This window comes from Chryseotalea sp. WA131a (genome assembly GCA_025370075.1).
GTDB lineage: Bacteria > Bacteroidota > Bacteroidia > Cytophagales > Cyclobacteriaceae > ELB16-189.
The window spans coordinates 1,014,890-1,033,558 of the sequence record CP073016.1 but is presented as its reverse complement, the minus strand read 5'-3'; the positions used below and the strand labels follow the sequence as shown (position 1 = coordinate 1,033,558).

Genomic DNA, 18,669 nt, shown 5'->3' with positions numbered 1-18,669 from the left:
GCGTGTACTCATGGTAGGTGTTTTGATTAGCCAAAGTAATCAATGCCTAACAAGAAATGAACAGGAATTTTACAACAAATAAAAGGGATGCAGAAGCCCTAAAAATCTAAAAGAAAGCAGAAAAAAGACTACTCTCCCTTCTGCTTGGTTCTCAAATAATCCACATAGCCCATCGCTGCTGCGAAGCCAACAATAACCGCTAAAATGATTACGAAGAGGTTGGCACCATCGGCCACATTTTGATTGAACATATGCACTGTTTTTAGAAGCTCAAATATAAGTGGAAATGATTAATTCTCAATAGATGCTGGGACTTAGGTATTGGGGCTTAGGACTTAGGAATTGAACCCAAACACCTAATACCCAGCCCCTAATCTCTAAATACCCAACTCTTCTTTATTTTTCTTCAACACATCAATAATAAATGCAATGTGTTTATTCAGCTCTACACCCAGTAGTTCAATGCCTTTGTATACCTCATCGCGCTCTACTTTGGCGGCAAAGCCTTTGTCTTTCAGTTTCTTAACTACCGATTTCACTTCCAACGAATTGATTCCGTCTGGCCGCACTTGGCAGCAGGCAATGGTAAAACCGGTCAGTTCATCGCATGCTAACAGCGCTTTGTCCATCAGTGTTTTATACGGGACGTTCCATTTGGTATAATGTGCTGAGATGGCATAGGCAATTTCTATTTCGCCTTTTTCGCGTAATTTTTCTACAATGATGTGCGGGTGTTTGTCAGGGAAAGCCTCGTAGTCGGCATCATGCAGCAAGCCCGCAATGCCCCAACTATTTTTGTCTTGGTTAAATTTTTCGGCATAGGCCTCCATCACCAATTCAATACTGCGCATATGGCGCAGCAGACTTTCGCTTTTCGTCATCGAGCGTAGTAGGTCAATGGCTTCAGTTCGCTGCATCATGCCTTCGCAATTTTTCTTTTGGTGTAGAAGAAGTTGATCAAGCCAATGATGGTAATGATACTTAATACGATGGCCACAATAAACATGCGTGAGTTCTTTAGCTGCAAACTTTTGATGTCATCGGTAGCCTTCAGCGATTCAATTTCTTTTTCTTTTTCGTGAAGGTTTAAGGCCATCTCCATTTGAGCTATTTTGCGTGTGCTTTCTTCACCGTATATTTTGTCTTTAGCTTGGTCGTAGCGCAGCATGGTTTCATAAGCCTCTTTCATTTTATTTTGCTTGGCGAAGTTGGAAGCCTGGCTTTTCAAAATGGTAGGCTCAAACAAATAGGCTTGCAATCGCCCGCTCAGCACTGCGGCAGTATCTAAATACGATTGTGCTTTGGTGGTTTGCCCAGCTTTGGCATACAACTCGCCTAGATTGGCGAGTGAATAGAGCAATGCGGTTTGATTGTTTTCTTTTCGGGCGATCACCATTGCGCGTTCATAGTACTCGGCTGCGCGTTGGTAGTTACCTTGGCGGAAATACAAATTGCCAATATTGTTGAGTGGATCTGAGTTTACCTTACCCATTTTTTCGCTTAGTTGCGAGGCCTGTGAGAAATACTTCAAAGACTGTTCATATAGTTGGAGGTCGCTGTGCAAAATGCCCAAGTTGTTCAAGGATCCAACAATTTTTTCGGGATTGCCCAATTCAGTAAAAGATTCGTTGGCTTCCTCAAAATACTTCATGGCCTGACCGTAATCTTTTTTAAGTGAGTAGATTGCTCCGATGTTGCTCTTGGTTGTGGCAACACCATCTTTGTTTTTTAGGTTATCGTAAATTTTTAGTGAGTTTAGATAGTATTCCAGGGCTTTATCTAATGCACCTTGGCTTTTGTAGGCCACGCCCAAATTATTGTAGGCGGCTGCCATGCCTTTGCGGTCATCAATTTCGGTGGCCAACGTGAGTGCTTGGCGTGCGTAGCCAATGGCTTGCACTGGTTCGGAATTAAAATTTGCGCGGAAGAGTTCGTTTAATGTTTTTACCCGTTGGTCACCTTTGGCATTATCCAACGCTTTGTTAAGACTATCCAATTGATTTTGACCAAAAACAGAACTAGAACAAACCAATAAGACAAGTAAGGCGAGGTATTTCATATACGTGGTTAGTAACAAAGGATAAAAGTAGAGATTTTTTGGGTCATGGGGAATGTCAAACAATTCCTTAATGTTCTTATTTTTGATGAAACACCATCCATATGAAACATTTTCTCCCTCTATTTTTGTCGGTCATCTTTTCGACTGCCTGCCTTGGCCAATCATCCACGGATAAAAAAAATATAGAAAGTACGATTAATACCCTATTCACCGCCATGAAAAAGGGCGATAGTTCGTTGTTAAAGACAGCCTTTGCCGATCAGGTTACCATGGTCACCATTGGGCAAAAGAAAGATGGCTCGCCCTCTATCAATCGCGAAGCTGGCATCGCAAATTTTATGAAGGCCATTGGCACACCGCACCCGGTAGCTTACAATGAGCCTATCTGGAATTTGAAAATTGAAGTGGATGGCAACTTTGCACAGGTGTGGGCTGATTATGCTTTTTACATGGGCAACCAATTCAGCCATTGCGGGGTAGACGCTTTTCAATTGTATAGAGACACCGATGGCCAATGGAAGATTTTTCATTTGGCTGATACCAGACGAAAAGAGAATTGCCAAATACCTGACTCGATTTCTCAGCAGTTTAAGTAGTATGGAAAAAAAGTACGATACCTTTTGGAGTAGATTTTGCGCGGGTATTATTTCTTGAGGTCTTAGGAATACTGGTTCTTGCTTTTCAAATCATCAAACTAGGTCGTTCTCCTGCATCTGATAGCCGGGTGGAAAGTTTTTTAAGTTGGCTCGGATTTTTTTGGTTTCTCGTTGAGATTGTGACGATGCTTAACAATCCAAAGAGAAGAGCCTTCCATGATTTGATGCAGGGAGCGTTGTTATTAGTGATTACTTTAGCAAAACAACTAAGCAATGAAGATTTTATTTTTAACCATAACTATTTTTTTTGCTCAACTTGGATTCTCTCAAGAAAAGCTAACCACAATTATCTTACTTCGCCATGCTGAGAAAGAAAACGATGGAGGCAAAAACCCCGAACTTTCAGAAGCTGGCAAAAACCGGGCTGCCGGTTTGGTGACATTGCTCTCCAAAACCAAGATTAACGCAATTTACTCCACCGCATTTAAGCGGACAGAGGATACCGTAAAGCCGTTGGCAAAATCCAAGAATCTATCCATCAATCATTATGATGGCAGTAAGATGGCCGAGATTGATGAGACACTTGCTCGGTGGTCTGGAGGAACGGTAGTGATTTGTGGCCATTCGAATACCACGCCTGCCATTGTTAATTATTTGATTGGCAAAGAAGAATATGCTGCCTTTGCGGATAGTGAGTACGGTAACTTAATCATTGTAGCCCTTGGAGAAAACAAGCAAGCCCACGTTACTTGGTTGACATTTTAGTAGGTTAGTAATTGGCAATCAATCCTCTGATTACTTGGAGTTGTCAGTCGACTTTTTCGGTTGCCGATACTGATTCGCACGAATGTTTTTGGATGCTAGGCTTACTGTTTCGGTGATGCGCTTATTCCTCGTCTCATCGGTTTTTGCATTGAGGATCCATTCCAATATTCCCTTTTTGGTAGAAGGAGGAAAGGCGTTGAAAAATTCGTTCGCCTTTTTGTTTTTACTGAACGCACGGTTTAAATCTGCAGGTAATTGAAGTTCGCTTATGTTGTTCAAAGCATTCCACGTTCCCGATTTTTTTGCCAGATCAATCATCTTCTGCCCGGCCGCTGTCATCCAGCCCTCTTTCATCATACGCTCGGCTCGCCCTTTATTGATCTGCGACCAATTGCTTTTGGGTTTGCGTGGCGAAACCAAAACTTTAAATCGTTGATTGTCTATTTTATTGGGCACGCTATCGATCCAGCCAAAGCACAATGCTTCTTCGACTAAATCATTGTTGGTTATGCTGGGCAGTCCGCTTTCCTTTTTGGCAATGACTACCCAAATGCTTTCTGATTGCGTGTTATTTTTTTGCAGCCACTGTCGCCACTCTTTTCGGCTTTTGGGCTCAACCTCTTGAAATTGCTTTTTGATTTTTAATGGCATGTTTACTTGCCGATGTTCTTTTTGTATTTCAACAAGGTTCCGCTTACTTGTTGCCCTTTATCGTATTTGGTTTTCGACCCAAAGATGCCGAAAAACCAACCACGCTTGGCAGTGCCTACGCCTGCTGTGCCAGAAGTACTGCCCGTGGTAGTTAAACTAATGTTATCGAAAATAATGGCATCGGCACCTTTGCTTTTGGCGCGATTCATCAACTTACGTTGTATTTTATCAGAGCTTTTTTTAGCTGACATTTCCAACGTTACCTTTCCCATAATTTCGTTGGGCTCGGCTACATCACCTTCCCGAAAGAAAATGTCCACATTTTGAGTGGGTGTATATTCCCGACCGTAGTAAATAATTTTATTGCCGCATGAGGATAGCATTAAGACAGGAATCCACAAAAGGAGGCGAAAATGGCGCATAGGCATTTGTAAATTTGTTACAAATTAAGCAATCGTAGGAAGCAAAAGCAACTCAGCCTTGGGTTGACCAAAATGGATTTTTCAATATTCATGTTTACCTTTATTTATATGATGACAAATTATTGTCTCTAATACCGTGGTACGACTCATCCTAATATTAATCTTAGCGCTGTTTTCTTCTGGATCTATGGTGGCTCAGCAAGAAGAAATTCGCATGAGCATTTTTTTTGGCGGTGGCAGCTATTATTTGGACGATGAACAATCTACTTCGCTTTCGCGCTGGCTCGATTCTATTCCAAACTTATTAGATAAATACGAAATCCAATTGATCAGCCACACCGATCCTGTCGGTGGGAAGCGCTACAACCAATGGCTCTCTAAAATGCGCAGTCAAGTGGTGTTTGATGCATTGATCCAAAAAGATATTCCCGAGCGCATCATCCATATAAAAGATTGGGCATTTGAAAACCCCGTTTATTCAAACGAAAATTACCGAGGCATGTCGATGAATAGGAGAGTGGATGTGATTTTGCATCCGTTAGTGTTTTAACAATCTTATTGATGATTTATGGGATATATGGGGTTTGGTATGCGGAAGGAGGATTATACTCGTAAACCCAAGAAGGCCTTTAAGAAATACAAAGAACATTTTGAAACCAATCGAGCTCTGCAAGATGACGTAGAGAATTATTGGAATACTAATGAGAAAATTTCTCGATATAAGCAGCTAAAAGAAACGCTAGGGTTTAGGATTTTTATAGCACTAATCTTAGTCGTAGCTTTTGGCTACATTATTTGGATCTTTTTGATCAGAGAGCCTTTATTCCTTTCTCAGCAGAAGGAATTTGAGGAGAATGGAATCAATCAATATTTTGTTTCGAACGAAAAAGAGGTGATGTTGATTAATAAATTCGCGCAATCACTCACAAAAAGAATGGTTTCACTCAACTATGTGAATTGGTGTGATTGCTTCGAAATAACATTAAAGCACTACCAAGTCGAAAAATTTAATGACGAGGTAAATTGGGTTGATCCTTTTTTTTTATCGCTTGAAAAGCTTAAGGATTACAAGATTTTAGATGATGCCTCATTGATTGCGGAAAACCAGAGGTTTGCCAATAGATGGATGTTTACATTTCGGTTTTCGCCTAATGGTATCGATTCAATACAGCCGTTGCGCTATTTGAATATAAAGCCAAAAGAATTTCGTCAAATTCTTAATGCTTTTAAAAAGAACAGTGCAAAATTAGATTTGTCAAGAGGCACTTCAATCGAACTATTAAATAAGAAATTTGGACCTTATCGGTTTCTAATCGCAAATTCTTTAGGTCCTAAAATAGATTCAACATCGGTTATCAGAACCGGAACGATCCGACCTGGCTTAAAGTGGATTAAAATAGAAGAATCTTGGAGAGACTGGCGCCCATGGAATGACAATTATTCGTATTGAACATATCCGCTTTCGGACACCTTTTTTCACAAGCGAACGATTTCTAAGCAACAAAACAACCAAATTTAGCGTCTTTTGCAGATAATCGAGGTTGGCATATTATTCGCCATTATCTCCTCGGTTAACCAACACTATGCTTAAACTTCAAAAGATCGACAAATACATTGATTCCCGTTTTCAGCGCACTTTTATTTTAAAAGGTGTTGATCTTGAGGTGCAACAAGGGGAGTTTGTAACCATTATGGGTCCTAGCGGTGCGGGCAAATCATCGTTGATGAACATCATTGGTATGTTAGATGAACCCTCTGTTGGAGAGTATTATTTTTTTGACGAGCCCGTGCACAAAATGCGCGAAAAGCAGAAGAGTGAGATGCACAAGAATTACATCGGCTTCATTTTTCAAGCCTATCATTTAATCGATGAATTAACGGTTTACGAAAACATAGAAACGCCTTTGCTGTATAAGGGAGTAAGCGGAAGCCAACGCAAAAGCATGGTGGCCGAAATGCTGGACCGGTTTAACATGGTAGCGAAGAAAGATTTGTTTCCCGAACAACTCTCGGGCGGGCAGCAGCAATTGGTGGGAATTGCCCGAGCAATAGTTGGTGAACCGAAATTGTTATTAGCCGATGAGCCCACGGGCAATCTGCATTCCGACCAAGGCAAGCAGATCATGGACATTTTTGAGAAACTAAACGATGAGGGCATCACCATTATACAGGTAACCCACTCCGAAGAAAATGCCAAGCGTGGCAAGCGTGTAGTAAAAGTAGTGGATGGCGCAATTGAATCTGATGAATTGGTAAAGAGATAAGTAAATTATGAGAAGAATAATTTTAGCAATTTTTAGTTTTTTCTGTTTGTCTTTCGGCTTCGCGCAAAGCGGAAAAAGAATTTTGACGTTTGATGAAGCGATAAAAATCGCATTGAAAAACTCAATTGTGTTAAATCAACAACGCAATAATTTAGAACTTAACCAAGCCCAGAAGAGATCGAGCATTGCTGGTATCGCGCCCAATCTCTCCGCAAATTTGACAACTTCACAATTTAACGGTAATTCGTTTAATCAAAATACTGGGCAGGTTGTAAATGGTGTTCGCGATAATATTTCGGGTTCTTTAAATGCCAACCTAAATTTGTTTAGTGGGTTTAATCGAATCAATTCAATCAAGCAGTTTTCACATCAGCTAGACGCGCAAGCCAATTTTGTTCAACGCACCTCGCAAGATGTTCTCAATACGGTTTCAACGCAATACTTGCAAGTTATGTTAGATGTCGAATTGCTACGAATTGCTAAAGAAAACCTGGCCGCACTAACTAAACAATTGGAGCAAACGATAGAGCAGGTAAGGGTGGGAGCAAAATCGCCAGTTGATGAGTATAATCAAGATGCACTGACCAAGGGGGCTGAACTACGAGCGGTGCAAGCAGAAATTACCCTTAATAATGACAAAGCCTTTTTAGCTCAAACCCTTTTAATAGATGCCTTAGAGGAGTATGACGTGGAGCGTCCTAGCTGGGATATCAATACAATTAGCGCAGAAAGTATTAACCCCGAAACATTGGCTGGTCAAGCAAAACTACATCGTGGAGATTATATCCGGGCTGAAAAGAATGAATCAGCTCAAAAATACGCTATGCGTGCATCCATGGGAAATATGATGCCATCTTTATTTGCTTTTTTTAACTACGGATCCGCCTACAACTTTCAAAGAGGAGAACCGGACTCTGTTTCTAGGTTTAGAACACTTGTAGTTGTAGACCCTTCGCAGGCTTCTGGATATGGTTTGCAAGGGGTAGAAACTCTTCAGCCGAATGATAAGCAGCGATCATTTAATGATCAGTTTAGATTCGATAACGTTTACAAGCAATATGGCTTTCAGCTTTCCATTCCACTTTTTAGTGGTTTGCAGAACAGAACAAATTATTATCAACAAAAAACATTATATGAAAACAGCAAGTTGACACGGAAAAACATCGAGTATCAAATCCGCAATGATGTGGTTCGCGCTTCAAGAAACTATGACGGTGCAAAAAAGGCTTACGTAGTAACTGTCGATCAATTAAAGGCAGCTGAGATGGCTTTTGGTTTGGAAACAGAACGCTACAACCTAGGCGTTACCAATTTTGTAGACTTTATTAACGCCAATCGCGTGTTTGTGCAGGCGCAAACCGACAAGGCACAAGCAGAGTATCGTTTGCTCTTCCAAAAGGTATTGCTAGACTATGCTGTGGGCACACTAAAAGTAGAAGATATTCAACCCTAAAACCATCAGGGAAATCGCTTTTAAGAAATTTTCAGATAACAAAATGATTATGAAGTATTTGGAGCAAGGGCAGTGATACTGTATTTTTGATTCATCAAAATGAGTTACGTGAAAAAAAATGCGTAGCCCAAATCCCCTTAGAGATAGCAACTCGGTTTTCCATACATCCTTCAGCCCCTTGCCCGACCCTCGCAGGACCACCAAAGGCCACTTTCAATACCCGCTGGATGAGATTTTGTTTTTAGTGATCTCGGCCGTACTGAGCGGGGCCGATGGCTGGTGCCCCGTACACGTTTTCGGGAAAGCCAAACTGGACTGGTTGCGCCAATACCTTCCCTATGCAAATGGGATACCTTCACACGATGTGTTGGGGAAGGTGTTTGCGTTGATCGACCCCGTTGAGTTCAACCGGTGTTTTATGCTTTGGGTCAATTCCCTGTCCAAACTAACGGACGGGGAAGTGGTTGCCATAGATGGGAAGACGCTTTGTGGATCAGCTTCGCAAGACCGGACAGCTTTTCACCTGGTCTCCGCTTATGCCACCCAAAACAGGCTTTGCCTGGGCCAACAATGTGTGAAGGAAAAGAGCAATGAGATCACCGCCATCCCTGTTTTATTGGACATGCTTGCCATTGAAAGCTGTGTGGTCACTGTGGATGCAATGGGCTGCCAACAGGATATTGCCCAGAAAATCCTCGACAAGAAGGCCGATTATATTTTGATGGTGAAGGACAACCAGAAAAGTCTGAAACAACAGATCGAGAAAGTGTTCACCCTTGAAAAACCTTCCCATTCCCATAGGCAGACAGATATGGGGCATGGGCGTGCAGAAAAAAGGGGATGTGATGTGATCAGTGGGTTGAGGTTTTTAGATGACCGTTCGCATTGGCCGGGGCTTCAAAGCATCGTGCGGATAAGATCAGAACGGGCAGAAAAGAAAACAGGGAAGATCACGCGGGAGGCCCGCTATTATATTTCTTCTTTGCGCGGGGATGCCGCACAGTTCAATGCCAAGATCAGGCAACATTGGGCAATCGAAAACAACCTGCACTGGTCATTGGATGTGCTCTTCAACGAAGATGCCCTGCTGATGAAATCCGGAAACTCGGTTGTCAATTTCTCGATTGTCAACAAGATGGCCTTGGCTTTGTTGGACAAAGAAAAATCCACCAAAATGTCCAAACGATCTAAACGGTTGACCGCTGCACTAGATGATGGTTACAGAAGTTTGGTGCTGAAATGTTAAAAGCGATTTCCCTGCTAAAACCATCCTTTTAGTAAGGCTTTCTGCCTTTTTTACCTATATTTGCGGCCCTGATGAAATCATCAGGGGTTGTTTTTTTAAAGAAGCAGCCATCTAAAACTAAATTTGTAGCGAAAATGCCCGTTCGTTGCATGTAAAACAGGGCAAAGCGTATGGCTAAAGTGTCAAAAGACAAAGATCAAAAAGATTCAAAAACATCGAAAGGAGATGGACAAGTGAAAAAAGCCCTTGCCGTAAAAGGTGCTGAAGCGGATGTAGACGTAAAGACTGCAGAAGCAGAACTTGAGCAAGACGACCTTGCTGCCTTTAAGGCGCAGAAGAAGCGCGAGGAAGAAGAGGGCATCAGCCGCATGATCAAAGATGTAACCGCTCGCAAAGAAGCTACCGCATCTAATTTTTCGCTTGAAAACTTCAATTGGGAAACCTTTGACCGCAAAGGTTTCGGGGAAGGTTATTCAAAAAATGAACGTGCCGAGTTGGATAAATTGTTCGGTGGCTCTGTTACTTCGGTTAACGAAAGCGAAGTAGTGGAAGGCACTGTGGTGGGCATCAACGACCGCGATGTTATATTAAATATCGGTTTCAAGTCTGATGGCTTGGTGCCGTTGGCCGAATTCAAAGACATGACCAACCTAAAGATTGGTGATGTAGTGGATTTGTTCATTGAGGAACGCGAAAACGCCATGGGGCAATTGATCCTGTCGCGCAGAAAGGCGAAGTTGGTGAAGGGCTGGGATTATGTTCAGAAGGCATTGGATAAAGACGAAGTGATTGAAGGCTTTGTGAAACGCAGAACCAAAGGTGGTTTGATTGTAGATGTGTTTGGTATCGAAGCTTTCTTGCCAGGATCTCAAATTGATGTGAAGCCTATCCGCGATTTCGATATTTATGTGAATAAGTCGATTGAGGTGAAGGTGGTGAAAATCAACAATACCAACGACAACGTAGTAGTGTCGCATAAGGTATTGATCGAAAAAGACCTTGAGCAGCAAAAGGCTGTTATCTTAACAAACTTAGAAAAAGGACAAGTATTGGAAGGTGTGATCAAAAACATGACCAACTTCGGTGTATTCATCGACTTGGGTGGTGTAGATGGTCTTCTTCATATTACCGACATTTCGTGGGGTCGCATCAGCCATCCAGAAGAGTTGTTGAAACTCGATCAGGTGGTAAAGGTAGTAGTGTTGGATTTCGATGGCGACAAAAAGAGAATTTCATTGGGTATGAAGCAATTGACGCCTCACCCTTGGGAGTCATTAGCGGCCGAGATCGCAATCGGATCGAAAGTAAAAGGCAAGATTGTTAACGTGGCTGATTACGGTGCGTTCTTAGAATTGCAACCCGGTGTAGAAGGCTTGATCCACGTAAGTGAAATGAGCTGGAGCCAACACTTGCGCAACCCGCAAGATTTCATGAAAGTTGGTGATGAGTTAAACGCTGTAGTCTTGACTATCGACCGTGACGAACGCAAGATGTCGTTGGGCATTAAACAATTGACCGAAGATCCTTGGACACGTCAAGATGTGTTGGGCAAGTATGCCATCGGCACACGTCATACCGGTGTCGTTCGCAACCTTACCAACTTTGGGTTGTTCATTGAATTAGAAGAAGGCATTGATGGATTGGTTCACGTTTCAGATTTGAGCTGGACCAAAAAAATCAAGCACCCATCTGAATTCACTAAGGTAGGGGAGAAGATAGATGTGCAAGTATTGGAATTGGATACAGCCAACCGAAGATTGGCCTTGAGCCATAAGCACTTGGAAGAAAATCCATGGGATACATTTGAGAACATCTTCACTATTGGTTCCGTTCACAAGTGTACAATTCTAAGTAAAAATGACAAAGGTGCTACCCTTGAGTTGCCTTATGGAATTGAAGGATTCTGTTCTGCAAAAAACCTTGCCAAAGAGGATGGTGGCAAAGTAGAAGCAGGCGAATCACTTGACTTTAAAGTGCTTGAGTTCTCGAAAGATGACAGAAGAATTGTTTTAAGCTTGAAGGCCATGTGGTCGGCTGAGGAGCCAGCGGCACCTAAAGCAGCGGCTGCTAAGAAGCCAGCCGCGCCTAAAGGCAAGAGCATCGAAAAAATCAATCAAGAAGTAGAGAAATCTACCTTGGGCGACATCGAGGCATTGAGTGCGTTGAAAGAGAAAATGAATGCGGCTAAGTCTAACCCAGACGCCAACTAAGTTTTCTTTCAGATGATTCTAAGGTGGCCCCATATTTTGGGGCCACTTTTTTTTATGGTTGCAATACCAATGCGATTTTGTAGTTTTGTAGCATCAATAAGGTCTCGTGGCCGAGTGGCTAGGCTGAGCTCTGCAAAAGCTCCTACAGCGGTTCGAATCCGCTCGAGACCTCCAAAAGCCATGAAGACATTCATGGCTTTTTTACTTGCTAATTTTTTCCTGCTTGAATATGAAGGCAGGAGTAGCTCGGGTGTCAGACCAACAACATACCCAAACGATAGATTGCGTTTTTCACCCCGCGTTCAGAATTGGCCGGTATACAAATAAGACTACATCGTTTTCCTGTCAAAAATCACCCAGCCATGGAGGTCATCAATAAATCCGTGTTGATGCGTAATGCTCCCAAGCCCTAATAATTCCAGAGCCGATTTGGTCATAAAAGTTTATTGAACATAAGGCAAGAAGTTTAAAGGTTTGAAATTTTATTTAACTTTCTGTAAAAGAAAAGACTGTTCCTTTAACTCCAAAGAACGCAGAGTTTCCAAAGTACAGTATAAGCTCTGTGGTTAATTGCATTTCGTATCTTACATATAAATAAAACAAAAAAATGGAAGTTGGAATTGACAGCTTTGCCGCCATTACTGCAAGCGATAACAGCGAGCGATTGAGCAGCACTCAAGTGATCACTGAACTATTGGAACGGATCGAGCAAGCAGACAGCTATGGTTTGGATGTATTTGGCATTGGGGAACACCATCGAAAAGAGTTTTTAGATTCTGCACCGGCCGTTATTTTGGCGGCAGCTGCTGCCCGCACTAAACGCATTCGTTTAACAAGTGCCGTTACGGTTTTGAGTGCAGCAGATCCTGTTCGTGTGTTTCAAAATTTTGCTACGCTTGACTTGGTTTCGCAGGGCCGTGCAGAAATGGTGGTAGGCCGTGGTTCTTTCATTGAGTCCTTTCCATTGTTTGGATTAAATCTGCAAGACTATGACGACTTGTTTGCTGAGAAACTAGAATTGCTTTTGCAGATTCGAGCGAATGAAGTGGTCAATTGGTCTGGGCAGTTTCGCCCACCTTTGAAAAATCAATCGGTGTACCCACGTCCACTGCAAAATCCCATTCCCATTTGGTTGGGTGTAGGCGGAACACCTGAATCATTTATCCGCGCAGGCATGCTGGGCTTACCACTAATGGTTGCGGTTATTGGTGGAGAGACGCATCGGTTTCGCCCGCTGATTGATTTGTATCGGCAGGCAGGCAAAGAGGCAGGGCATTCTCCCGAAAAATTGAAAGTAGGATTGCACTCCTTGGGCTATGTTGCCAATACAACGGAAGAGGCTATTGCTGATTACTATCCCGGTTATGCCGAGATGTTTACACGCATTGGCAAAGAGCGTGGTTGGCCACCTGTTACAAGGGCTGGCTTTGAATCTCAGCGTGGCCCATTGGGTGCGTTTTTGGTAGGCAGCCCGGAGGAAGTAGCAGCGAAAATCATTCGACATAGCAACGCATTGGGTGGCATTACTCGACTGTCTTTTCAAATGGACAATGCCGGCCTGTCTCACAAAAAATTGATGCAGGCCATCGAGTTGATTGGTAAGAAGGTGAAGCCTTTGGTTAATGGATAGCAAGCTCTAAATAATTCCGCATTTCCTTTTACCTTTGAGGGTTTTAATCATCGAAAAAAGCCTGTTGTGAACTTTTCCGCCCAGTTGAAAGAGAACCCTGTGTTTAAGTCAGTGGCGCATGCTGCGGAAAAACTTGGCTGCAAGGCGTATGTGGTAGGCGGCTACGTTCGTGATTTGCTGCTCAAGCGTCCTTGCAAAGATATCGACTTTGTCTGTGTAGGCAGTGGCATCGAATTGGCGGAAGCAGTCGCAAAGATTTTGAACGAAAAGCAAGTAACCGTTTTCAAGAACTTTGGTACGGCCAATGTCAAGCACGGTGAGTATGAATTAGAGTTTGTAGGTGCACGGAAAGAGTCGTATCAACGAGATTCACGTAAGCCAATTGTAGAAGGTGGCACACTTGAAGATGATCAAAACCGGAGGGACTTTACTATCAATGCCATGGCCATCAGCCTCAATAAATCTAATTATGGTGATTTGATAGATCCGTTTGGGGGTGTGAATCATTTAAAAGAAAAGTTGATCAAGACGCCACTTGATCCAGAAATTACTTTTTCCGATGATCCGCTGCGCATGATGCGCGCCATTCGCTTTGCTTCTCAGCTCAATTTTGATATTGATGCCGATACGTTTGAATCGATTATTAAAAATAAAGACCGTATCAAGATTGTATCGATGGAGCGCATTGCCGTAGAGCTGAATAAAATTATTCTGACGCCCCTGCCTTCGTACGGATTCAAGTTGCTGTTTCAAGCAGGATTACTCAAAGAGTTTTTTCCAGAGATGGTGGCCTTACACGGTGTAGAGTATCAAGACAATAAAGCCCACAAGGATAATTTTTATCACACCCTGCAAGTGCTTGACAATGTTTCTAAAATGTCAGATAACTTATGGTTGCGTTGGGCAGCTATTTTGCACGACATAGCCAAACCAGCCACCAAGCGGTTCGACAAAGAAGTGGGTTGGACTTTTCATGGACACGAAGACAAAGGTGCGCGAATGGTGCCGGGTATTTTTAGGCGCATGAAGTTGCCCATGAATGATAAAATGGAGTTTGTACAAAAACTGGTTCGTTTGCATTTGCGCCCCATTGCATTGGTAAAAGATGTAACCGATTCGGCTGTTCGCAGATTGCTTTTTGAGGCGGGCGAAGATGCCGATGCGCTCATGAAATTGTGCCGAGCCGACATTACTTCCAAAAATTCGGAAAAGGTAAAGAAGTACCTGACTAATTTTGAAAAGGTTCAACAAAAAATGATTGAGGTGGAAGAGAAAGATCATATCCGCACCTTTCAACCACCCGTGGCGGGTGATGAGATCATGCAATTATTTGATGTTCCCCCTGGCAAAATCATTGGCGATATTAAAGATGAAATAAAAGAGGCTATATTGGAAGGTGTAATCAAAAACAATCACGAAGAGGCGTATGAATACATGCTGAAAATCGCTTTCCTAAAAGGATTAACCATTAAAACTAAAACTATAACCCATCCACCTGTATGAACATGAGAAGTGTACTTGTACTATTGATCGTATTTTTTTGTTTCAATGCATTCGCCCAAAAGAAGAAAAAGGGTGAAGAGCCACAAACCACTGCCCAACCTGCAACAACGGAAGTAAAGAAAGCTGAACCTGTAAAAAAAGATTCGCTGGCTCCACGAAATATTTTATCAGAACACTTTGCCCGAAAATATGCTACGGCCCTCCAGTGGAACGATTATGAGGTGGCCAAAGATGCTCTTTATGATTTAATTGTTCGCAACCCTCAAAACGATTCGTTAATTTTTGATCTAGCAGTTTTCTATTACCAAAATCAAAAGGCGGCCAGCGCTGTGTTGGTATCAAACGAGCTGCTGGTACGCAATCCAAAAAATACGGCAGCATTGGAAATCAATGCTTCTGGTTTAGAAACCTTAGGTGTGTTGGACAAAGCCATTCAAAAATATGAAAGCTTGTATTTGCTTACCACCAATATTAGCATCATGTACAAAATGGCTTTTCTTCAATATCGCTTAAATAGATATGGTGAAAGCGGAGCTTCCTCGGATATTTTGTTGGCATCAAAAGACGTGGACACCAATAAAGTGACTTTCAATGGTGCCGATGGAAAACCTAAGGATTACGCCATGCGCGTGGCTGTGCTTAATTTAAAAGGTATGTTGGCCATCGATCAAGGAGACAAGGTGAATGCTAAAAAGTTTTTCGAGCAAACGTTGGCAATCGCACCTGATTTTGTGTTGGCAAAAGAGGGATTGGCGAAGACGAAGTAATCTTTTGGGCTTTAAGTGATGGTGCTTAAGACTGGGGTGACCAACCCAACACCCAATTGAATGCAACCTTTTCAAAAACCCGCGGTCTTTAATTCTGAAATTCTGTTTTTTTGGATTCAACGGTGATACATGTACATCAGCAGTTGATTGACCGTTGCCGTGCTGGCGACCGCCAATCGTACTATGATTTGTATAAATTGTATAGCCGAAGCATGTATAATGTTGGCTACCGAATCGTTAATAACGAAGACGAAGCGCACGATGTATTGCAAGAAGCCTTTATCAGTGCCTTCAATAATCTAGATAGTTATCGACAAGAGTCATCGTTTGGTTCGTGGCTGAAGCGGATTGTAGTAAACAAAGCAATCAATTATCTTCACAAAAGAAAGACAGAACGATTTCCCGATGATGATAAATGGGATGTGAAGCAAGAGCAGGAAGTAGATCCGTTTGAAGCCTATCCATTCACCGTTGAAAAAGTGAGGTCTGCCATTGAGTCTTTGCCAGATGGGTATCGCACCGTACTATCGCTTTATTTGTTGGAAGGTTACGACCATGGTGAGATTTCCGAGATATTGAACATCACGGAATCAACATCAAAATCGCAGTTCAATCGATCAAAGAAGAAATTAAAAGAATTACTAGAACAGAAATGAGTATGAAAGATTCACTAAAAGAGTTTATGGATGCAAACCGAGATGGGTTTGACAATAAACAACCAAATCAAACTGCCTGGACTAAAATTGAAGCTGGTCTCTCGTCCCATAGAACAAGGTGGTGGAATACGGTTTCAGTTTGGCGTGCAACCGCCATTATTTTGTTTGGGCTATCTTCTTATTTGTTGATTACCCGAACAGCACCTATCAACAAAACCAATCGGCAACTGGCCAGTGAATTCAAAGACTTGGATGTTTTTTATAGTAACCAGATAACGGAGAAGGCGGAGTTGGTTTCTCAGTTTCAGATAGAGCAGGGTGAGACGGATGATGAAGTGACACAGAATATTCAAAAACTAGAGGCCATGTATCAAGTTCTCAAAACCGAAATGCGCCAACGCCCCTCGCAAGATGTAAAGGATGCTTTGGTATTGAATCTGTTGGTTCGCATTGATTTACTCAATCAGCAATTGAATAAATTGGATAGGAGGGAAGAAGATAAGGAAAGTTCTAAAAGTGTTTAAATCGATTCTTGATACTGGATTCTTGATTTTGATCCAGTATCCAGGATCCTTTAATACAAGTCTTGATTCAACTCAAACTGCTCTTTGGTAGAGTCAAGTATTTTACTCTCTTCGCATTTCAATATGCGGGCAGGAAATTTTTTGATCAACCCGTAACTGTGCGTGGCCATTAGGATTGCAGTGCCACTTTTATTGATTTGTTGAAATATACGAATGATGCCATGTGCCACCTCGGGATCTAAATTTCCAGTTGGTTCGTCTGCAATTAAAATCAACGGCTCATTAAGCAAGGCACGGGCAATCACCACACGCTGTTGCTCGCCACCCGATAATTGATGCGGCATTTTTTTTTCTACTGCCCCTAATCCTACTTGCATCAACACCTCTGCCAGCCGGTTCTTCATTTTGGCCTTGTCTTTCCACGCAGTGGCCTTCATTACAAACATCAGGTTTTCGCCCACGGTGCGATCGGGCAATAATTGAAAATCTTGGAAGATGATTCCAATTTTTCTGCGAAGCAAAGGCACTTCATGGTTTTTGATTCCACGAATCGATACACCAGCCACACTGATGTCGCCTTGCCGAAGAGGAAGATCGGCATATAAAGTTTTTAACAAAGATGATTTGCCTGAGCCCGTGCGACCAATCATAAATACAAATTCACCTTTTTCAATTTCAAAGCTAATGTTGCTGAGCACGGTGCTTTGATCTTGAAAAATGCTTGCCTCTTTTACGCGAACAACGGGATCGGTTGAAAACATGTTAGGAGTTAGCTTTCTTGTGGTCGGCCAAAAATTTCTCTAAGCCACTATCGGTGAGCGGATGTTTTAGCAAACTCATGATCACATTCAATGGACAAGTGACTACATCGGCACCAATTTCGGCACATTTAACTAAATGAATGGTGTGGCGAATGCTAGCAGCTAGGATTTCAGTTTCAAATCCGTAGTTGTTATAGATTAAACGGATTTGGGCAATGAGTTCAAGCCCATCTTGCGAGATGTCGTCCAGCCGCCCGATAAAGGGAGAAAGATAACTAGCGCCTGCTTTGGCGGCCAATAAAGCTTGCCCTGGAGAAAACACCAAGGTGCAATTGGTTCGAATGCCTTCGCTGGTAAATTTTTTAATGGCCTTTACGCCATCTTTAATCATCGGCACTTTTACCACAATCTTATCGTCAATCTTTGCCAACTCTTTTCCTTCTTTAATGATATTATCAAAATCGGTGGCAATCACTTCTGCACTCACGTTATTGTCAACGATGTCACAAATGGCTTTGTAGTGTGCCTTTACTTTTTCCGCACCGGCAATTCCTTCTTTGGCCATGAGCGATGGGTTGGTGGTTACGCCATCTAAAACGCCCAAGTTGTAGGCTTCTTTTATTTCATTGAGGTTGGCCGTGTCGATAAAGAACTTCATTTGAATTTTATTTTAGGGTAGTGAGAAAATCGGTTTTTTTGATCTCGGATTGGTTAACAAATTTATCAAAAAGCAACATGGCTATTCAGGCTTTTTATCTTCGGTAGCATCAAACACTTCGGGTGCTTCTTGCACCAAAATGCTATACCACTTAATGAGCTTTTTAATATCTGACGGATATACACGGTCTTGATCAAACTCTGGCAAAAATGATTTCATAAAAGCCTGAAGATCTTTGGTATCGGCCTCTGGAGTGATCCCCAATTCTTGACCAAACTTAACGTTCATGGTTTTCAATACTTCTTGCAGCGGTGCGGTTCCTTCTTTGGTGGTCGTATAAATGGAGATTTCGCTTAGCACCGACATGCGTTGGGTTGCGCCCACCACAAGCTTTGCTTTGGTAACATCAAGCGATTCGAGAATTACTCCCGATTTGCCAGGTTTCCAAATCTTAAACAATCCTCCTTTTCCGCTGACTGAAGCGATATCCGATAACGTCATAAA

At 42.3% G+C, this 18,669-nt stretch carries 20 protein-coding genes and 1 tRNA gene; 14 read left to right on the top strand and 7 right to left on the bottom strand.

Annotation, left to right across the window (positions count from 1 at the left end; genetic code table 11):
* Positions 1–377 precede the first annotated feature (377 nt).
* The gene (locus KA713_04765) at positions 378–917 is read right to left on the bottom strand and encodes an HD domain-containing protein (protein ID UXE69032.1); all 540 of its coding nucleotides are present in this window, start codon (positions 915–917) and stop codon (positions 378–380) included.
* Positions 917–2,059: a tetratricopeptide repeat protein gene (locus KA713_04760; GenBank protein ID UXE67913.1), complete on the bottom strand. Its 1,143-nt coding sequence runs from the start codon at positions 2,057–2,059 to the stop codon at positions 917–919. The genes KA713_04765 and KA713_04760 overlap by 1 nt, the downstream gene beginning before the upstream one ends.
* 101 nt (positions 2,060–2,160) lie before the next feature.
* On the opposite strand from KA713_04760, the gene KA713_04755 reads away from it, so the two are divergent.
* Both KA713_04755 and KA713_04750 read left to right on the top strand, forming a co-directional pair.
* On the top strand, positions 2,161–2,655 hold the full coding sequence (locus tag KA713_04755) for a nuclear transport factor 2 family protein (GenBank protein UXE67912.1): 495 nt from the start codon (positions 2,161–2,163) through the stop codon (positions 2,653–2,655).
* A 273-nt stretch (positions 2,656–2,928) separates the two neighbouring features.
* Entirely contained in the window at positions 2,929–3,420 is a 492-nt protein-coding gene (locus tag KA713_04750; GenBank protein ID UXE67911.1) for a histidine phosphatase family protein, read from the top strand.
* A 30-nt stretch (positions 3,421–3,450) separates the two neighbouring features.
* On the opposite strand, the gene KA713_04745 is transcribed toward KA713_04750, so the two are convergent.
* Positions 3,451–4,071 carry a YdeI/OmpD-associated family protein gene (locus KA713_04745; GenBank protein UXE67910.1) on the bottom strand — a complete coding sequence of 207 codons (621 nt, stop codon included), beginning with the start codon at positions 4,069–4,071 and terminating at the stop codon, positions 3,451–3,453.
* A gap of 2 nt (positions 4,072–4,073) precedes the next feature.
* Positions 4,074–4,493 carry a hypothetical protein gene (locus tag KA713_04740; GenBank protein UXE67909.1) on the bottom strand — a complete coding sequence of 140 codons (420 nt, stop codon included), beginning with the start codon at positions 4,491–4,493 and terminating at the stop codon, positions 4,074–4,076.
* A gap of 136 nt (positions 4,494–4,629) precedes the next feature.
* Here KA713_04740 and KA713_04735 point away from each other — a divergent pair, with 136 nt between their 5' ends.
* The 12 genes from KA713_04735 (at position 4,630) to KA713_04680 (ending at position 16,746) form a co-directional block, all read left to right on the top strand.
* Positions 4,630–5,043 (top strand): OmpA family protein, encoded by a 414-nt coding sequence (locus tag KA713_04735; GenBank protein ID UXE67908.1) that lies wholly within the window; start codon positions 4,630–4,632, stop codon positions 5,041–5,043.
* Positions 5,044–5,061: 18 nt separating this feature from the next.
* Positions 5,062–5,943, top strand: a complete 882-nt coding sequence (locus KA713_04730) for a hypothetical protein (protein ID UXE67907.1) — start codon at positions 5,062–5,064, stop codon at positions 5,941–5,943.
* A 133-nt stretch (positions 5,944–6,076) separates the two neighbouring features.
* Entirely contained in the window at positions 6,077–6,757 is a 681-nt protein-coding gene (locus KA713_04725) for an ABC transporter ATP-binding protein (protein ID UXE67906.1), read from the top strand.
* Between the two features lie 7 nt (positions 6,758–6,764).
* Positions 6,765–8,210, top strand: coding sequence for a TolC family protein (locus KA713_04720; GenBank protein ID UXE67905.1), 1,446 nt, complete (start codon positions 6,765–6,767; stop codon positions 8,208–8,210).
* A gap of 118 nt (positions 8,211–8,328) precedes the next feature.
* Complete coding sequence (locus tag KA713_04715; GenBank protein ID UXE67904.1) at positions 8,329–9,456, top strand: ISAs1 family transposase; 1,128 nt, start codon at positions 8,329–8,331, stop codon at positions 9,454–9,456.
* Positions 9,457–9,824: 368 nt separating this feature from the next.
* Positions 9,825–11,666, top strand: a complete 1,842-nt coding sequence (rpsA, locus tag KA713_04710; GenBank protein UXE69031.1) for a 30S ribosomal protein S1 — start codon at positions 9,825–9,827, stop codon at positions 11,664–11,666.
* 100 nt (positions 11,667–11,766) lie between these two features.
* Positions 11,767–11,840: transfer RNA gene (locus KA713_04705), tRNA-Cys, on the top strand.
* A 433-nt stretch (positions 11,841–12,273) separates the two neighbouring features.
* Positions 12,274–13,296, top strand: a complete 1,023-nt coding sequence (locus tag KA713_04700) for an LLM class flavin-dependent oxidoreductase (protein UXE67903.1) — start codon at positions 12,274–12,276, stop codon at positions 13,294–13,296.
* A 66-nt stretch (positions 13,297–13,362) separates the two neighbouring features.
* On the top strand, positions 13,363–14,799 hold the full coding sequence (locus KA713_04695) for an HD domain-containing protein (protein UXE67902.1): 1,437 nt from the start codon (positions 13,363–13,365) through the stop codon (positions 14,797–14,799).
* 2 nt (positions 14,800–14,801) lie between these two features.
* A complete protein-coding gene (locus KA713_04690; GenBank protein ID UXE67901.1) occupies positions 14,802–15,566 on the top strand; it encodes a hypothetical protein in 765 nt (254 codons plus the stop codon).
* Between the two features lie 212 nt (positions 15,567–15,778).
* On the top strand, positions 15,779–16,222 hold the full coding sequence (locus KA713_04685; GenBank protein UXE69030.1) for an RNA polymerase sigma factor: 444 nt from the start codon (positions 15,779–15,781) through the stop codon (positions 16,220–16,222).
* A gap of 2 nt (positions 16,223–16,224) precedes the next feature.
* Positions 16,225–16,746, top strand: a complete 522-nt coding sequence (locus KA713_04680; GenBank protein ID UXE67900.1) for a hypothetical protein — start codon at positions 16,225–16,227, stop codon at positions 16,744–16,746.
* Between the two features lie 50 nt (positions 16,747–16,796).
* Here the strand turns inward: KA713_04680 and KA713_04675 are convergent, their stop codons facing one another.
* The 3 genes from KA713_04675 to KA713_04665 all read right to left on the bottom strand — a co-directional run bounded on the left by KA713_04675 (position 16,797) and on the right by KA713_04665 (position 18,666).
* Complete coding sequence (locus tag KA713_04675) at positions 16,797–17,507, bottom strand: ATP-binding cassette domain-containing protein (GenBank protein UXE67899.1); 711 nt, start codon at positions 17,505–17,507, stop codon at positions 16,797–16,799.
* Between the two features lies 1 nt (position 17,508).
* Entirely contained in the window at positions 17,509–18,165 is a 657-nt protein-coding gene (gene fsa, locus KA713_04670; GenBank protein ID UXE67898.1) for a fructose-6-phosphate aldolase, read from the bottom strand.
* A gap of 81 nt (positions 18,166–18,246) precedes the next feature.
* The gene (locus KA713_04665) at positions 18,247–18,666 is read right to left on the bottom strand and encodes a DUF5606 domain-containing protein (GenBank protein UXE67897.1); all 420 of its coding nucleotides are present in this window, start codon (positions 18,664–18,666) and stop codon (positions 18,247–18,249) included.
* Positions 18,667–18,669: the final 3 nt, after the last annotated feature.

Coding starts and splice junctions, on each gene's coding strand:
- KA713_04765 (UXE69032.1), bottom strand. CDS start 917: ATGCAGCGAACTGAAGCCATTGACCTACTACGCTCGATGACGAAAAGC.
- KA713_04760 (UXE67913.1), bottom strand. CDS start 2,059: ATGAAATACCTCGCCTTACTTGTCTTATTGGTTTGTTCTAGTTCTGTT.
- KA713_04755 (UXE67912.1), top strand. CDS start 2,161: ATGAAACATTTTCTCCCTCTATTTTTGTCGGTCATCTTTTCGACTGCC.
- KA713_04750 (UXE67911.1), top strand. CDS start 2,929: ATGAAGATTTTATTTTTAACCATAACTATTTTTTTTGCTCAACTTGGA.
- KA713_04745 (UXE67910.1), bottom strand. CDS start 4,071: ATGCCATTAAAAATCAAAAAGCAATTTCAAGAGGTTGAGCCCAAAAGC.
- KA713_04740 (UXE67909.1), bottom strand. CDS start 4,493: ATGCGCCATTTTCGCCTCCTTTTGTGGATTCCTGTCTTAATGCTATCC.
- KA713_04730 (UXE67907.1), top strand. CDS start 5,062: ATGGGATATATGGGGTTTGGTATGCGGAAGGAGGATTATACTCGTAAA.
- KA713_04725 (UXE67906.1), top strand. CDS start 6,077: ATGCTTAAACTTCAAAAGATCGACAAATACATTGATTCCCGTTTTCAG.
- KA713_04720 (UXE67905.1), top strand. CDS start 6,765: ATGAGAAGAATAATTTTAGCAATTTTTAGTTTTTTCTGTTTGTCTTTC.
- KA713_04715 (UXE67904.1), top strand. CDS start 8,329: ATGCGTAGCCCAAATCCCCTTAGAGATAGCAACTCGGTTTTCCATACA.
- rpsA (UXE69031.1), top strand. CDS start 9,825: ATGATCAAAGATGTAACCGCTCGCAAAGAAGCTACCGCATCTAATTTT.
- KA713_04700 (UXE67903.1), top strand. CDS start 12,274: ATGGAAGTTGGAATTGACAGCTTTGCCGCCATTACTGCAAGCGATAAC.
- KA713_04690 (UXE67901.1), top strand. CDS start 14,802: ATGAGAAGTGTACTTGTACTATTGATCGTATTTTTTTGTTTCAATGCA.
- KA713_04685 (UXE69030.1), top strand. CDS start 15,779: ATGTATAATGTTGGCTACCGAATCGTTAATAACGAAGACGAAGCGCAC.
- KA713_04680 (UXE67900.1), top strand. CDS start 16,225: ATGAAAGATTCACTAAAAGAGTTTATGGATGCAAACCGAGATGGGTTT.
- KA713_04675 (UXE67899.1), bottom strand. CDS start 17,507: ATGTTTTCAACCGATCCCGTTGTTCGCGTAAAAGAGGCAAGCATTTTT.
- fsa (UXE67898.1), bottom strand. CDS start 18,165: ATGAAGTTCTTTATCGACACGGCCAACCTCAATGAAATAAAAGAAGCC.
- KA713_04665 (UXE67897.1), bottom strand. CDS start 18,666: ATGACGTTATCGGATATCGCTTCAGTCAGCGGAAAAGGAGGATTGTTT.